At 61.6% G+C, this 15,100-nt stretch carries 12 protein-coding genes; 4 read left to right on the forward strand and 8 right to left on the reverse strand.

Going from position 1 to position 15,100, the window contains the following annotated elements; translation table 11 throughout:
• The first annotated feature begins 115 nt into the window (after positions 1-115).
• The gene (locus DQ393_RS19135) at positions 116-1,570 is read left to right on the forward strand and encodes a glutamate synthase subunit beta (protein ID WP_112343318.1); all 1,455 of its coding nucleotides are present in this window, start codon (positions 116-118) and stop codon (positions 1,568-1,570) included.
• A gap of 64 nt (positions 1,571-1,634) precedes the next feature.
• Here the strand turns inward: DQ393_RS19135 and DQ393_RS19140 are convergent, their stop codons facing one another.
• The 3 genes from DQ393_RS19140 to DQ393_RS19150 all read right to left on the reverse strand — a co-directional run bounded on the left by DQ393_RS19140 (position 1,635) and on the right by DQ393_RS19150 (position 5,116).
• Complete coding sequence (locus tag DQ393_RS19140; RefSeq protein WP_112343319.1) at positions 1,635-2,384, reverse strand: aminoacyl--tRNA ligase-related protein; 750 nt, start codon at positions 2,382-2,384, stop codon at positions 1,635-1,637.
• A 238-nt stretch (positions 2,385-2,622) separates the two neighbouring features.
• Positions 2,623-3,813, reverse strand: a complete 1,191-nt coding sequence (locus DQ393_RS19145; RefSeq protein ID WP_112343320.1) for an SGNH/GDSL hydrolase family protein — start codon at positions 3,811-3,813, stop codon at positions 2,623-2,625.
• Between the two features lie 79 nt (positions 3,814-3,892).
• A complete protein-coding gene (locus tag DQ393_RS19150) occupies positions 3,893-5,116 on the reverse strand; it encodes a lytic murein transglycosylase (protein ID WP_112343321.1) in 1,224 nt (407 codons plus the stop codon).
• 201 nt (positions 5,117-5,317) lie between these two features.
• Here DQ393_RS19150 and galU point away from each other — a divergent pair, with 201 nt between their 5' ends.
• Complete coding sequence (gene galU, locus DQ393_RS19155) at positions 5,318-6,205, forward strand: UTP--glucose-1-phosphate uridylyltransferase GalU (RefSeq protein WP_112343322.1); 888 nt, start codon at positions 5,318-5,320, stop codon at positions 6,203-6,205.
• A 99-nt stretch (positions 6,206-6,304) separates the two neighbouring features.
• Here galU and DQ393_RS19160 read toward each other — a convergent pair whose 3' ends face one another.
• Complete coding sequence (locus DQ393_RS19160) at positions 6,305-7,825, reverse strand: outer membrane beta-barrel protein (RefSeq protein WP_112343323.1); 1,521 nt, start codon at positions 7,823-7,825, stop codon at positions 6,305-6,307.
• Positions 7,826-8,022: 197 nt separating this feature from the next.
• Between DQ393_RS19160 and DQ393_RS19165 the strand changes: the two genes are divergently transcribed.
• On the forward strand, positions 8,023-9,018 hold the full coding sequence (locus DQ393_RS19165) for a KpsF/GutQ family sugar-phosphate isomerase (RefSeq protein WP_112343324.1): 996 nt from the start codon (positions 8,023-8,025) through the stop codon (positions 9,016-9,018).
• On the opposite strand, the gene DQ393_RS19170 is transcribed toward DQ393_RS19165, so the two are convergent.
• Positions 9,019-9,477: an NfeD family protein gene (locus DQ393_RS19170; protein ID WP_112343325.1), complete on the reverse strand. Its 459-nt coding sequence runs from the start codon at positions 9,475-9,477 to the stop codon at positions 9,019-9,021. It abuts the gene before it with no gap.
• 1 nt (position 9,478) lies between these two features.
• Entirely contained in the window at positions 9,479-10,495 is a 1,017-nt protein-coding gene (locus DQ393_RS19175) for an SPFH domain-containing protein (protein WP_112343326.1), read from the reverse strand.
• Positions 10,496-10,796: 301 nt separating this feature from the next.
• Here DQ393_RS19175 and DQ393_RS19180 point away from each other — a divergent pair, with 301 nt between their 5' ends.
• On the forward strand, positions 10,797-11,705 hold the full coding sequence (locus DQ393_RS19180) for a S1C family serine protease (RefSeq protein ID WP_112343327.1): 909 nt from the start codon (positions 10,797-10,799) through the stop codon (positions 11,703-11,705).
• A 76-nt stretch (positions 11,706-11,781) separates the two neighbouring features.
• Here the strand turns inward: DQ393_RS19180 and hemH are convergent, their stop codons facing one another.
• Positions 11,782-12,816 (reverse strand): ferrochelatase, encoded by a 1,035-nt coding sequence (gene hemH, locus DQ393_RS19185; protein ID WP_112343328.1) that lies wholly within the window; start codon positions 12,814-12,816, stop codon positions 11,782-11,784.
• A gap of 97 nt (positions 12,817-12,913) precedes the next feature.
• The gene (locus DQ393_RS19190) at positions 12,914-15,040 is read right to left on the reverse strand and encodes a 5'-nucleotidase C-terminal domain-containing protein (protein ID WP_112343329.1); all 2,127 of its coding nucleotides are present in this window, start codon (positions 15,038-15,040) and stop codon (positions 12,914-12,916) included.
• Between the last annotated feature and the right edge of the window lie 60 nt (positions 15,041-15,100).

Genomic DNA, 15,100 nt, shown 5'->3' on the forward strand with positions numbered 1-15,100 from the left:
TCGCGACTGTCGAATAGCGGAATCGGATTTGAATTAAAGTGCCGGACAGGGAAACCGAGATGACCCTCAGGCACGGGAGCCATGAGCTCCTCTTTTAGAGTGAGGAAACGAAAGCATGGGCAAGGTAACAGGCTTCTTGGAAATCGACCGGCAGGTGGCGAAGTATCAGCCGGCGTCGGATCGCATCCGGCATTTCCGTGAATTCACGATCCCCATGTCGGACCAGGAAGTGCAGAAACAGGCAGCCCGCTGCATGGACTGTGGCATTCCCTATTGCCACGGCCCGACCGGCTGCCCGGTGCACAACCAGATCCCCGATTGGAACGACCTCGTCTACAACAACAATTGGGAACAGGCGATCCACAACCTGCATTCGACCAACAACTTCCCGGAATTCACCGGTCGTGTCTGCCCCGCGCCTTGCGAGGAAGCCTGCACGCTGAACCTGGAAGATGCGCCGGTCGCGATCAAGACCGTTGAGCAGGCGATTGCCGACAAGGCCTATGAGCTCGGCTTCATCCGGCCGCAGCCGGCAACCGTGCATACGGGCAAGAAGGTCGCGATCATCGGCTCGGGTCCTGCCGGCATGGCAGCCGCCCAGCAGCTCGGCCGCGCCGGTCACGACGTCCATGTCTACGAGCGCGAAAGCAAGCCGGGCGGCCTGCTGCGTTACGGCATTCCGGACTTCAAGATGGAGAAGAACTTCATCGATCGCCGCGTCGAGCAGATGAAGGGCGAAGGCGTCACCTTCCATTGCGGCGTCAATGTCGGTGTCGATGTCAAGGTCGAGCAGCTTCTGGCCGACCATGATGCCGTGCTCTACTGCGGCGGCTCGGAAACCCCGCGCGAAGCCGGCATTCCAGGCACGACGCTGGCCGGCGTCCATGACGCCATGCCCTATCTCGTGCAGCAGAATCGCCGCGTCGGCCGCGAAAACATCGACAGCGTCGGCTGGCCTGCCGATCCGATCCTGGCCGGCGGCAAGCACATCGTCGTCGTCGGCGGTGGCGATACGGCATCCGACTGCGTCGGCACGGCGTTCCGTCAGGGCGCAGTGAAGGTGACCCAGCTCGACATTCGTCCGCAGCCGCCCGAAAAGGAAGACAAGCTCGCCGTTTGGCCGTTCTGGGCAACGAAGATGCGCACCTCCTCCTCGCAGGCCGAAGGCGCGGTTCGCGAATTCCAGGTCGCGACGCTCGAATTCATCGGCGAAGACGGCGTTCTGACAGGCGTGAAGTGCTGCGAAGTGGACGATCGCCGCAAGCCGATCGCCGGCACGGAATTCGTCATCCGCGCCGACCTCGCCTTCATCGCCATCGGCTTCCGCGGCCCGTTCACCGACAGCGTGCTCAAGGAACTCGACGGCAAGCTGACTGTGAATACCGACCGCCGCGGCTCGACCAACGTCGTTGCCAACGACAAGGACTACAAGACCTCGGTCGACAAGCTCTGGACCGCCGGTGACGTTCGCCGCGGCCAGTCGCTGGTGGTCTGGGCGATCCGCGAGGGCCGCCAAGCCGCGCGCGCGATCGACGAGGCGTTGATGGGTTCGACGGTTCTGCCGAACTAAGTTTCGCTGTCCTCTCGCGCAAAGTTATCGAAGGCCGGGTTCGTTACAAACCCGGCTTTTGTCGTTACCGGCTTGCGGCGATATTCCAGCTGTAGACACAACGGTCGAGTCCGATGGCGATTTCAAGCACCGCGACGTCATGGTCTATCGCCGGCCCCTTCTTCGGCTGGCTGCGGTAGCGCTGAGGGAAATCCGTGCGTTTCGAGATCGAGCAGACTTCCATCCATTTGTCGCCATTGTCGACCTCGATATCCATAGTGATTTCGGAATAGGCCGGGAGACGGTCGGAAGGCACGATTCGCGTCGGCAGATGGATCACCGAGGCGATCATCCGGCGGACCGGTTCGAGGGAGGCGGCATGATAGTCATTGCCGCTATCGGCGGTGAAGGCGCATTGGAATTCGAGCTGCCAAAACTCCTTGAGCCGCACATGCTTGCTCGGCTGGTCCTGTTCGCGGCGATAGGATTTCCCGGCCTGCCAGACGCACAAGGGCAGCCGCGTTCTGGAATGGTTTCCGAGAAGATGCTGCATGTAGACATAGGTTGACGGCGTCGTTTCCGGCCGAAGCACAAGTTCGGTCTCGGTGTTCGACATTCGCTCCTGCACCCATATGTCCGAATTGGAATAGGCATCTGAGACAAGGCTTCGAGGCATCAGGGTCGGAGCCTCGACCCTGCGGAAATCCCAGGCGGGGTTTGCGGATCGCAGGAAGTTCGCGACTTCATCGGAAAAGAAGCGGACGAAATCGTCGCGCAGCTTGATGGCCCGCTCTTCCCAGTGAACGAGCGAATTGACGTTATAGATATTGAGCACGTGCCATTCTCCATGGGCAACGTTGATATTTTGAGGTTGAGGGCTTTACGTCCAGCAGCCGCCGGACGCATCAACGCCTCCGGCTGTCACGACTGGACGCGGAGACCTCGGCCGGAGAAAGCGCACAAAACCGCAACCTGCAGGCAGGTGCGGTAACGATCGATCTGATCTGCGCTGTTGGTGCTCATGCAATTCTTCTATTGGCGGTCCGCGAGCTTGTCAAACCGCTCCGGCGCACCTATCGCGCCGCCGATCCCGGCAACCGGTAGTCGTCCACGCGGCCGGCCGGCGCCGGATCCATTCGGCCCTTGTCGACGAGCAGATCGCGGGGCGACGGCGTCGTCACGGCGGGGGCGGGCGCGCTGCCCAGTAGTTGCGAGCCGCCATCGAGATCGGGGTCGGAAAGGCTTATCGGCTGCGTGCGGGTTATCTTTTCCATCTCGGTTGTGGGCAGGCTGGCCTGCTGCGCCGGCAACGGATTGCCCGTGTCGAGGCGGGTGATGTCGGGGCTCGCCTGATCTCCCAATATCCGGCGTGCCGGCTTTTCGACATAGAAGGCGACCTTGCGCTTGCCGGCCACCGTCAGGTTGACGCCATCGGCCGTCCTCAATCGAACCTGCTGGCCGTTTATATCGGAGCCGGTGACGATGAATTCGCCGTTCTGGTCGGTAAAGCCGTCCCATATGTCGATGAACTCACCGCCGACGCTGGTGGTCTGGCTCTGGTAGATCTGGTTGAGCTTGACCGCACCGGCGCTCAGCTGATCAGAGCCGAAGGAGGGCAGCCCCACCCAGAGCAGCGGGATATGGCGGCTCGTCACCAGCTTGGCGAATTGCTGCACGCGCTCTTCATAGGCGAGGAACCACGGATCTGTGCCGTATTTCTCGTTGAGCCCGTCGCCGATCATCTGCTGGCGGTCATTGGCGCCGATCATGACGACGACCATGGCCGGCTTCAGCTGATCGATCATCCCGGGCAGCTGCTGCGGCCAGTTGTAATAATCCTGCCGGACGAGGCCGGAAGCGACGTTGCCGCGGGCCTGAATGACGACGCCGGGGGAGGTGGAGAAGGCATCCTCCAGTCCCGCCGCCAGGCCGCTCGCCAGGAAGTCGCCGACGACGAGGATGGTTTTGGCATTGGGAAGCTTCTCCGCCGGTGACGGCGTTTCCGGCTGTACGACTGGCTGCCGAGGCGGTGGGGTCGGCCGTTTGCGCGGTTGGACCTTTCGACGCGGTGGCGGCTGCTCGGCCGGCTGATCGAGGTAGTCGGGCTCGCGGGTGCCGAACAACATATCGAACAGGTTTCTGCGCGGCCGTTCCTGCGCTTCGGCTGTGCTCCACAAGCCGCCGAACATGATGATGATTGCAAGGAATGCCGCAAGGACAATCCTTGCTGTTGCCATGGTTGCGCGGGCAGGTCGTTTTGTCATAGCTATTTTTCCGCTGACGCCCCGCGATCGCATGAGGATAAATTTCCCGCCAAGCGATCTCCGGTTCGTTCCAGGCGGCCTACTTGCGCAGCGCCTTTAGCAGGCCCATCGAAGGCTCGCCATCCGCATCCATGCCCATGCGTTGCTGAAGGGCTGATATCGCAGCCTTGGAACCCGAGCCGAAATTGCCGTCGACGACGCCGTCGTAATAGCCGAGCTCCTTCAGGCGCGTCTGCAGCTCGAATTTCTGCTTGACGTCGAGCGCGCCGCTCGGGCGAGGCCAGGATTGCTGCATGCCGCCATAGCCGGCGATCTGGTCCGCGAGCAGGCCGACGGCCAGCGCATAGCTGTCGGAAGCGTTGTAGCGCTTGATGGTGAAGAAGTTGCCCGTCATCAGGAAGCCGGGACCATCCGGGCCGCCTGGCATCTTCAGCTGCGCGCGGTCGGAGGTCGTGCGGAAACCCTTGCCGTTGGGACGCACGAAGCCGAGAGCCGCCCATTGTGCGATGGTATGGGTCTTGCCGGCCTGTGCAGCGCCGCCTGGCGGCACAACGACTTCATAACCCCATGTTCGCCCGGTATCCCAGCCGTTCTTGGCAAGAAGATTGGCCGTGGTCGCCAAGGCGTCGGGAATGGAGTTCCAGATATCCGGATGGCCGCTGCCGTCGGCATCCACGGCGTAGAGCAGGTAGCTGGTGGGGATGAATTGCGTATGGCCCATGGCGCCGGCCCAGGAGCCGTTCAACTCCTTGCGCGAGATATCGCCCTTCTGCAGGATCTTCAGTGCGGCGACCAGCTGCTTCTTGGCATAATTGGCCCGCTTGGGATCGGCGTAGGCGAGCGTCGCAAGCGCGCGGGGCACATAATGCAGCCGATCATTCTTGGCCAGGACGGCGCCATAGTTCGATTCCATCGACCAGATCGCCAGCATGATATTTCTGTCGACGCCGAAGCGCTGTTCGAGCGCGCGCAGCGTGGATGCATATTTGACCGCCATCTTCCGGCCAATATCCACGGTATAGGGATTGACACGGGAGTCGAGGTAGTCCCAGATTTGGGACTTGAACTCCGGTTGATACTGCGCTTTTTCGAGGACCGTGGGGTCTGGGTCCGTCACGCCGGCAAATGCATCGCGATAGGTCGATTGTGTGATGCCGCTCTTTGCAGCGGTGGCGTAGAAGCCCGCGATCCATTTCTGGAACCCAGGGTCAGCATTGGCGTTAACGGGGAAGAATCCCGCAAAGGCGCCGAGCGCGAGCGCCAGAGCGAGACCACGAAGGGAGTTTTTGCGGTTTAAGGTCATCTACAGCCTGGTCCATCAATCGTTGGATTTCGGTGCGGCGAAGCAAATGGCATTCGCCCAAGCGTGACACTAGAGGAACGAAGTCAACAAATTCTTTACCATGGAAGTGAGGGCCAGTCATTATTTGCAAAACAGTAGCAAATCTAATCTACTGACGTTTCGAATGGCTTGGCGCCAGCGTTTAATGCCCAGGAGGTATGAGTGGGACAGCATAAGAAGGTGCGTAAGGCAGTATTTCCGGTTGCCGGACTAGGGACGCGGTTCTTGCCGGCGACCAAGGCGGTGCCGAAGGAAATGCTGACTGTCGTGGACAAGCCGGTGATCCAATACGTCGTCGACGAGGCGATGGAAGCGGGCATCGAGCATTTCGTCTTCGTGACGGGCCGCAGCAAGCACGTTATCGAAGATTATTTCGATATCCAGTTCGAACTCGAGCAGACGCTGCGCCAGCGCAACAAGAATGCCGAACTGTCGCTGCTGAACGGCCTGCTGCCGAAGGCCGGTACGGCGAGCTTCACACGCCAGCAGGAACCGCTCGGTCTCGGCCACGCCGTCTGGTGCGCCCGCGAGATCGTCGGCGACGAGCCTTTCGCGCTTTTGCTGCCCGACATGGTCATGCGCGCCGAAAAGGGCTGCATGAAGGGCATGATCGAGCTTTATGAGCATAGCGGCGGCAACGTCATCGCCGTTGAGGAATGCGCGCCCGACCAGACCCATAAATACGGTATCGTCGGTGTCGGCGAAGCGGTCGGCAACGGTTTCCGCATCACCGAAATGGTCGAAAAGCCTGCCAAGGGCACGGCTCCGTCCAACTTCTTCATCAACGGCCGCTATATCCTGCAGCCGGAAATCTTCCGCATCCTGGAAAGCCAGGAACGCGGTGCCGGCAACGAGATCCAGCTGACCGACGGCATGCTGAAGCTCGCACAGACGCAGGATTTCGCCGGCTATCACTTCCAGGGCCAGACCTTCGACTGTGGCGCAAAGGATGGCTTCATCCTCGCCAACGTCGCTTTCTCGCTGGCGCGCGCCGATATCCGCCCGACCATCGAAAACGAGCTGAAGGCGCTGATCGCCGCCCTGAAATAAGCGCTTGCGATCTTCACAGGCAAAGCATCGAGGCCCGGTCATGCCGGGCCTCATGTCGTCTGCGCTGACAAAATTCACGGTACGGAGCGCAGTTTGAGGTCAGCGCTTCACCGTCAAGCCGACGCCGGCCTGAAGCTGGTGCGTGTCGTCGCCAGCCTTTCTGGTGGTCAGCTGATAGCCGATATTGCTGGTCAGATCGAGATAGCGATTGATCCCCCAGGTCAGGCCGAAAGCTGTGTCGTATTCGGTTTCGTCGGAGGCGCCGCCGTTGGAAGGGTAGTCGCGCCAGATCGTTCCGCCCGTCACTTTGGCGGTCAAGTCGTCGCGCAGCTGATGGCTTACGGTGCTTGTGAGCTGGTAGGCGGTATAGCCGCTGAGGCCAGCGGTGGTGGAGGGCTGGACCGTGGTCGAGAGACCGATGCTGATATCCGTGCCGCGCTGCGGTGACCAGGCAAGATTGCCGTCGATCGTCGGTGAGTCCACGGACGCGAGGCGCGAATCGTCGAATTGCGTGTGCTGATAGCCGAAGCCGAGCTCGCCCCTGAATTTTTCGCCAAGGTCGAATTCGACGCCGCCCTTGCCGCCATAGCTCTGGTTCGAGCGGGCATAGCCGTTGCTGTCGCGGGTTTGATCGTAGATTGCGCGGCCGAGATTGACTTCCACGAAGGGAATGATGGCGGGCGAGAGCTCGTAGCCGATACGTCCGCGCCAGGTGCCGGCCGTCTGATCGCGGTCGCTGAGCGTGACCTTGGTTCCGTCGGAAAGCACGGCATCGGAATAGACCGTCCGCGTCAGCGCCAGTGCCGTCGTGCCGCGTAGCAGGCCGAAGTCACGTTCCAGCGAAAGTCCGGTCGTGAATTGGTTGACCGCCGATTGCTTCGAGGCGCCGGCGATCGCGTTCGGGTCGCTCGTATCCTCGCGGTAGAACTGATAGCCGGCGGTGAGATGCGCCGTGGTATCGGCGGGAAGATCGAGCCGCAGGTCGGCATTAAGATTGATGGTCGGTTTTTCTTCGCTCGTGCCGCTGAGGTTCTTTTGCCAGACGCCTTCGCCGGTGACGGTCAGGGCATGACGATCCCAATCCGAGGTCAAGGTGCTGCGCAGGTCCGTCTGCAGGAAAGTGCGATTATCCTTGGTCGAGCCGGTGCGATCCCGCTCGACATTGATGGACTGGTTGACGGAAGGGCGCAGGGTGAAGGTGCCGAGCGGTATGCCCTGGGCATCTGCGCGATCCGGATACTGGCGCGCCTTCAATCCATCGACGGTCGGTTCTGGCAGGTTGACGCGGCGCAGGTCGTTATCGAGCGTGGAGCCCGTGGTGGTGGGATCGACGCCGTCAAGGCGAAGGCGCATGTTCGGGGGTGAGTCGCTGTTCGACGCGCTGGCGGAGGCCGCGTTCGTCGGCTGGACCGGCTGCGCGCCGCCTGCGGAGGTGGTCGTCGGATCGGCCGGCGATGCCGATGCAGGCAGGCTGTCGTCGAGGTTCTGATCGGGCGAGAGAGATTGCGCATAGGCCGACATCGGCGCGGCGAATGCGATACCCCAGCCGAGAACGGCAAAGGTCGCCCATGCCGTTAGCTGGAGGGCACCATGACCCGCCTTATCCTTGCCGATGTTCATTTTATTTATGTCTGACCCTGCTGGAAATGTCTTAAAATTCTTACCCAAGTGTAAAGCGGCGTGGTTAACGCTTGGTTGCCAAGGACTACGCGCCGATGTGGATCGGCAATATTATCGACATGATATGGCCGGCCGGCGCTGCGGGCATAAGTCGATCTTTAGTGGACAGATTTGCAGAAAAGCGTTAGGCCTCGCTCATGAATAAGAGAGCTGTAAGACTCATCGAGAACGGTGCGATCGAATCCGCGATACGAACGATCGAGACCGAGAGACGGGGCATGGAGGCGCTGGAACGCGCTCTGACCAACGGTCTGGCCGAGCCCTTCAGCCGCGCGGTGGAGATCATCGGCGACATCAGCGGCCGTGTCGTCATCACCGGCGTCGGCAAGAGCGGCCATATCGGCAACAAGCTCGCCGCAAGCCTGGCCTCTACTGGAACTCCTGCCTTCTTCGTGCATCCGGTCGAGGCCAATCATGGCGATCTCGGCATGATCACCCAGGATGATGTGATCATCGCCATCTCCTGGGGCGGCGAAAGCGCGGAACTGCGCGGCATTATCAGCTATTCCCGCCGCTTCTCGATCCCGATGATCGCCATTACCTCAGGCGAGGCTTCCACTCTTGCACGCGAATCGGATGTGGTTCTGCTGCTGCCGAAGGAGCAGGAGGCTTGCCCGCATGGGCTGGCGCCGACGACATCGACGCTGCTGCAGCTTGCCATCGGCGATGCGCTGACCGTGGCGCTGCTGGAGGCGAGGGGCTTCACGGCCGAGGATTTCCGCACCTTCCATCCGGGCGGCAAGCTGGGCGCCAGCCTGTCGCATGTCGCCGATATCATGCACAAGGGTGATCGCGTGCCCCTGGTCACGCTGGGCACCGGCATGCCGGAGGCGGCGATGACGCTGTCGCAAATGCGCTTCGGCTGTGTGGGCGTGATCGATGACGACGGTTGCCTCTGCGGCATCGTCACCGACGGCGATATTGCCCGTAATCTCGGCACCAGCCTCGCCGAGATGCGCGTGGACGAGGTGATGACCCGCAATCCGAAGACGGTCAAGGAAACGACGCTGGCAACGAGCGCCATGGCCGTGCTCAATCGCCACAATATCTCGGCGCTGATCGTCGTGGACGATGCACGCCGGCCGATCGGCGTCGTGCATTTCCACGATCTGCTGCGGATCGGCGTCGCCTGATCAGACGGGTTCGACCGTAAGCTCGCGGCCATTGCTGGCGACGACCTTGACGCGCGTGCCGATAGGCAGGTCCGGCCCGCTGACCGTCCAATAGGTATCGTTCAAGCGAATGCGACCCCGGCCCTCGCTGATCGGCTGATCCAGCGTTGCCGTTCGTCCGACCAGGCTGGCGCCGCGCTGATTGAGGAACGGCTCGTCCGTAACCTGGTCGTTGTTGTAGAGATAGCGTCGCCCGATCAGGGTGACGATCACGGCCGTGGCGGCGAAGACGAGCCCTTGCACCTGCCAGACCCAGAAGGCGCTGTCCCAGAAAAGCAGCGACAAGGCGCCGACGATGATGCCGGCCAGGCCGATCCAGACCAGGAAGAAACCCGGAAGGATCAGCTCGGCGGTGAGCAGCACCAATCCGAACAGCCACCAGCTCCAGGGGCCGAGTTCCACAGCAAGATTGTCGAACATCTCAGCTCTCCCGAGATGGCAGCGGATTGACGGAAGGCGTGGTGCGAACCGTGCCCGACCGGGGGCGGGACGGTTGCGGGGCGCCATTGCCGTCGCCATTGTCACCGAAGACTTCGCGGGCGATGGCGCCGATGCCGCCGAGCGAGCCGATGATGGAGCTGGCCTCCACCGGCATCAGCACCACCTTCGAATTGCCGGCGGAGCCGATCGCGGTCAGGGCTTCCGTGTATTTCTGCGCAATGAAGTAGTTGATCGCCTGCACATTGCCTTCGGCGATAGCTTCGGACACCACGCGGGTCGCCTTCGCTTCCGCTTCGGCGAGACGCTCGCGCGCCTCGGCATTGCGGAACGCCGCCTCGCGCTGGCCTTCCGCCTGCAGCACGGCTGCCTGCTTGGCGCCTTCGGCGCGTAGAATCTGTGCGTTGCGCAGGCCCTCGGCCTCCAGAACCTGCGCGCGCTTTTCACGCTCGGCCTTCATCTGCCGCGCCATGGCATCGACCAGGTCCTTCGGCGGCTGAATATCCTTGATCTCGACGCGCGTCATCTTGATACCCCAGGGTTCGGCCGCTTCGTCGACCACGCGCAGCAGCCGCTCGTTGATCATATCGCGGTTCGACAGCAATTCATCGAGGTCCATGGAGCCCATGACCGAGCGGATGTTGGTCTTGGTGAGATTGAGGATCGCATTTTCGAGATTGGTGATCTGATAGGCGGCCTGGGCCGCGTTCAGCACCTGAAAGAAGGCGACTGCATCGGCCGAGATGCTGGCATTGTCCTTGGTGATGACTTCCTGCGTCGGCACGGACAGAACCTGTTCCATCACATTCATGCGGGCGCCGACCGTTTCGATGAAGGGCACGATCAGGTTGAGCCCCGGTTCCAGCGTGCGGGTATAGCGACCGAAGCGCTGGACCGTGTAGCGATATCCCTGCGGCACGGTCTTGATCCCTGCGAACAGGACCAGGATGACCAGGACGATCAGGGCAATCACGACGATGCTGAAACCACCGACTACCATTGAATTCCTCCATGGACGCGCCCGCCTGCGGCGGAACCGCGTCGCGTCAATCGCTGCCGCTCTGCCTCCAATCGCTCGCCCGAGCATAAGAGGCGGCAGCTCAATCAGATGTGGTGGGTTAGCATGTTCTCGACAAGTGAGGAATGGGCACCGAAGGGGAGGTGCTTGCAAACTCCAATCAATCAATTGCGACCGGGTCTTGCTTCCGGCGGTTGATCTTCATACTTTATTATAGAAATTTCCGGCTCCGCTGTTCCGCAGCCTTTCGAGCCAAGTCATCGCGCATCACCAGGGTGGAGCTATGAATATCGATAGGACCTTACGGTCGGTCGTGGCCGTGCACGCCTCAATTCCGGAAGATGCTTTCACAGCGGCAACGCTCGGCACCCGCAGGGAAGGCAGCGGCGTGGTTATCCGGGGCAATGGGCTCGTCTTGACCATCGGCTACCTGATTACGGAAGCCGACAATGTCTGGCTGACGACCAATAGCGGCCGCGTCGTGCCTGGCCATGCCCTGGCTTACGATCAGGAAACCGGCTTCGGCCTGGTGCAGGCGCTCGGACCGCTCGACGTGCCTGCCCTGGAGTTCGGCGATGCCGACAAGGCCGAGATCGGTGATGAGGTCGTCGTGGCCGACGGGATCGGCCAGTTCGTCGAGGCGAAGATCGTCGCCAAGCAGGAGTTTGCCGGCTATTGGGAATATCTCGTCGATGAGGCGATCTTCGTTGCACCGGCGCATCCCTCGTGGGGTGGCGCGGCTCTTCTCGATGAGGATGGCAAGCTTCTCGGCGTCGGTTCGCTGCATTTGCAGATGGCGACCCAGAATGGCGACAGCGCCGACATCAACATGATCGTGCCGATCAACCTGCTATTGCCGATCCTGGACGATCTCATCAAACGCGGGCGGGTCAACAAGCCGCCGCGGCCCTGGCTCGGCGCCTTCTCGGCCGAAAGCAATGGCGATGTCGTTGTCATGAGCGTCACTGAGGGCGGCCCGGCCGCCAAGGCAGGGTTGCGCCGGGGCGATATCATTTCGGAGATCCGCGACGGCGAGGTCGACGGTCTCGCCGACTTCTACCGCAAGGTATGGGAGAGCGGGCCGGCTGGCGCCGAGATCCCCATGCGGGTGCTGCGCGACGGCCGCGAAGCCTGGCTGCGCGTCAAGTCGGCGGATCGCAGCAGCTTCCTCAAGAAGCCGCAGCTGCAATAGGTTTCGAGCGGTTCAGCTTTTCACGGAATCTCTGAACCGCTTCATCTCTTTGTGCCGCGCTATCCCGGCCGGCCTCTTACACCCAGCCGAGCAGTTCCCGCCGCACGACCTTTTCCAGCACCTTCATGCCGTCTTCGCTGTCGTTGAGACAGGGAATATGTGTGAATTTTTCGCCGCCATTGTGATGGAAGGATTCAGCCGCCTGTTCGGCGATCTCTTCCAGCGTCTCCAGGCAGTCGGAAACGAAGCCGGGATTGAGCACCGCGATGCGCTTGGTGCCGTTCCTGGCAAGCTCCTCCACCGTCTTGTCGGTGTAGGGCTGCAGCCATTCCTCCGGGCCGAAGCGCGACTGGAACGTGACCATGAACTGATCTTCGGAGAGGCCGAGCTTCTCGCGCAGCAGCCTGCCGGTCTTCTGACAGAAACAGTAATAGGGATCGCCAAGCTTGAAGTAGGACATGGGTATGCCGTGGAAGGAGGCGATGATCTTTTCCGGCCGCCAGTCCAGCGTCGAGAGGTGACGGGTCACGGAATTGGCAAGCGCCTCGATATAGGTCTCGTCGTCGTGATATTGCGGCACGGTGCGGATCGCCGGCTGCCAGCGCATCTTCTGCAGTTTTTCGAACGCCTTGTCGTTGACCGTCGCCGTCGTAGCCGCCGCATATTGCGGATAGAGCGGAAAGAGCACGATGCGCTCGCAGCCATCGTCCTTCAGTGCCTGGATGCGATCGGCGATCGAAGGCTGGCCGTAACGCATGGCCCAGTCGACCTTGACGTTGGGCAGGTCGCGCAGCCGCTCGGCCATCAGGTCGGACTGGTTGCGCGTATAGGTGCGCAGGTAGCTCTCGTTCTTGTCCTTGTTCCAGATCGTCTCGTAGGCCTTGCCGACTTTCTGAGGCCGGGTATTGAGCACGATGCCGAACAGGATCGGGTACCATTTCCAGCGCGACCATTCGATGACGCGGCGGTCTGTCAGGAATTCGCGCAGGTAGCGGCGCATCGAGGAATAGTCTGTGCCGTCAGGCGTTCCCAAATTGATGAGCAGCACGCCGACCTTGCCGTATTTCACGCTGGGGTGATCGGGCGAAAGCGTGGTCAGGTCAGCTGTCATCGATTGAATTCCTCTCAAGATACGAAGCACTTCACATAAGAACAAAAGCCGGTCCGGGAAAGCCCGGACCGGCCCTCTCATACGAGACAAATCGTCCTTACTTGGCCGGAACCCTCAACTTTTCACCGATCGTCAGGTGGTGGGGCTTGATATTGCGGTTGGCGGCCACGAGTTTGTGCCACTGATTGGCGTTGCCGTAATAGGTCTTGGCAATATCCCAGAGCGTATCGCCGGCGACGATGACATGAGTCGTCGGTGTCGTCGTTGGTGTCTTGGGCGGCTCGCTGGCGGCAGCTGCCGGTGCGGTTGTCTCCGGCGTTGTTGCCGCGGGCGCGCTCGTCGCGGGTGCCGACGTTGCCGGAGTTTCGGCCGCGGGTGCTGCCGTGGCGGGTGTTGACGCCGCAGGATCCGACTTTGGCGGAGTGGATGGCGTCGCGGTCGGATTTGTCGGCATGGTCGTGCTCGGTGTCGTGACGATCGGTGGCGAAGAGGCGGGAGGCGTCGTCGTGGAAGAAGCTGCGCCGCCATCCGCGGCCGGTGCCGGCTTCTGCTCGGGTGCGGCCTGCTGTGTCGCATCGGCGGGTTTTGCCGGCACAGGCTGCGCCGTTGCCGCGACGGTGCCGACCTGGGTTATGCGGCCGTCCGTGTAGGGCTTGTAGGGGTTGTGGGCGCCAAGATAATCGGCGACCACCGATTCCAGATTGGGGCCGAAATCATAGGCGTTCTTGCCATCCTTGGCGAAGACCGCATAACCGTCGCCGCCGGCGCGCATGTAATTGTTGCTGACGATACCATAGGTTTTTTCCGGATCGATCGGCTTGAATTCCGTGCCTTCCTGTACCTCGACGGAGACGAGACGGCTGCCTGCGGGCTTGGTCTTGTCGAAGCTGTATTTGAGGCCGGCAACCTGGGGGAAGCGGCCGGCGCCCTCATCGATCTGGCTGAGGCCGTTTTCCAGCGCCGCCTTTACCTCCGCGCCGGTCAGCTGGAAGGTCGCAATCGTGTTCTGGAAGGGCAGCACGGTCAGAACGTCGCCCATGCTGACGTCGCCGGCGCCGATGGAGGCACGCAAGCCGCCGCCGTTCTGGATGGCGATGGAAATGCCCTGCGTCTTGGTGCGGTCGAGCATCGCATCGGCTACGAGATTGCCCATGGAGCATTCCTGAACGCGGCAGACTTCACGCGCGCCTTCAATGGGTCCTTGCGAGCTGCCGATGACCTTCTTGCGCAGTTCCTCGATCGGCTCGGTCATTTCCTGCACGCGGGCTGCGATCGCCGGATCGGGCTTGATGGAGGCATCGAGCAGGATCGGGTCGCCCTTGGCATCCTTGACGATGCCGTTATCGTCGAAGGTGACGACGAGGTCACCGAGATACTTGCCATAGGAGGCGGCCTGGACGACCGGCACCTTGTAGCCCGCCGGATTGTCGACCATGGTCGGGTAAGGGCCGGCTGCCTTCGGGTCGGTGTTCGACAGGAGCGTGTGGGAATGGCCGCCGACGACGATGCTGACGCCGGCGATCTTGGCGATCTTCTCGACATCGCGCGGATAGCCGACATGGGTGAGAGCGATAATCTTGTTGATGCCCTGCGACTTCAGCGCATCCACCTCGGCGCTGATGGCGGCGGCATCGTCGGTGATCTTCACATGTGGGCCGGGCGAGGCCAGTTCCGGCGTTTCGGTCGTTACCGCACCAACGATGCCGATCTTCTGGCCGCCGACATCGAGCACGATGGATTTCTTGATGCGCTCGCCGAGCTTCGACTGATCGTCGACCACCAGATTGGCGGTTACGACCGGGAACTGTGCCTTGTCGAGGAAAGCTGCAAGCGGGCCTTCGCCATCGTCGAACTCATGGTTGCCGACCGTCATGGCGTCGATCTTCACAGCGTTGAGGAATTCGACCTCGGCCGCGCCCTTGTAAGTGGTATAGAACAGCGAGCCCTGGAAATTATCGCCGGCATCGAGAACCAGCACATTCTGGCCGGCAAGTGCGGCGCGGCGCTGGTCGATGATGGTCTTCAGCCGGGCTGCACCGCCGAAGCACTCATTCTTGGCTTCCTCGGCTGCCGAGCAGGTCGCGTCGAACTTGTTGATCGATTCCACGCGCGAATGGAAATCATTGAAATGCAGGATGTTGAGCTGATAGTCCGCGAAGGCGGCGCTGGTGCTGAGCGCCAGCAGCGTGGCGGCCAAAAGGCCTACTCCGAAGGGCTGCTTCATCTGTCTCTCCTGTTGGTCATCGCAATCCGGCCCGCCTGTGCCCCATGGCGGTCCCCCGTG

Source organism: Martinezella tropici, from assembly GCF_003287875.1.
GTDB classification, from domain to species: Bacteria; Pseudomonadota; Alphaproteobacteria; order Rhizobiales; family Rhizobiaceae; genus Rhizobium; species Rhizobium tropici_C.

Bases quoted from the DNA above. Each gene is read 5' to 3' on its own strand.
- DQ393_RS19135 (WP_112343318.1), top strand. From the start codon at position 116: ATGGGCAAGGTAACAGGCTTCTTGGAAATCGACCGGCAGGTGGCGAAG.
- DQ393_RS19145 (WP_112343320.1), bottom strand. From the start codon at position 3,813: ATGACAAAACGACCTGCCCGCGCAACCATGGCAACAGCAAGGATTGTC.
- DQ393_RS19150 (WP_112343321.1), bottom strand. From the start codon at position 5,116: ATGACCTTAAACCGCAAAAACTCCCTTCGTGGTCTCGCTCTGGCGCTC.
- DQ393_RS19160 (WP_112343323.1), bottom strand. From the start codon at position 7,825: ATGAACATCGGCAAGGATAAGGCGGGTCATGGTGCCCTCCAGCTAACG.
- DQ393_RS19165 (WP_112343324.1), top strand. From the start codon at position 8,023: ATGAATAAGAGAGCTGTAAGACTCATCGAGAACGGTGCGATCGAATCC.
- DQ393_RS19170 (WP_112343325.1), bottom strand. From the start codon at position 9,477: ATGTTCGACAATCTTGCTGTGGAACTCGGCCCCTGGAGCTGGTGGCTG.
- DQ393_RS19175 (WP_112343326.1), bottom strand. From the start codon at position 10,495: ATGGTAGTCGGTGGTTTCAGCATCGTCGTGATTGCCCTGATCGTCCTG.
- DQ393_RS19180 (WP_112343327.1), top strand. From the start codon at position 10,797: ATGAATATCGATAGGACCTTACGGTCGGTCGTGGCCGTGCACGCCTCA.
- hemH (WP_112343328.1), bottom strand. From the start codon at position 12,816: ATGACAGCTGACCTGACCACGCTTTCGCCCGATCACCCCAGCGTGAAA.
- DQ393_RS19190 (WP_112343329.1), bottom strand. From the start codon at position 15,040: ATGAAGCAGCCCTTCGGAGTAGGCCTTTTGGCCGCCACGCTGCTGGCG.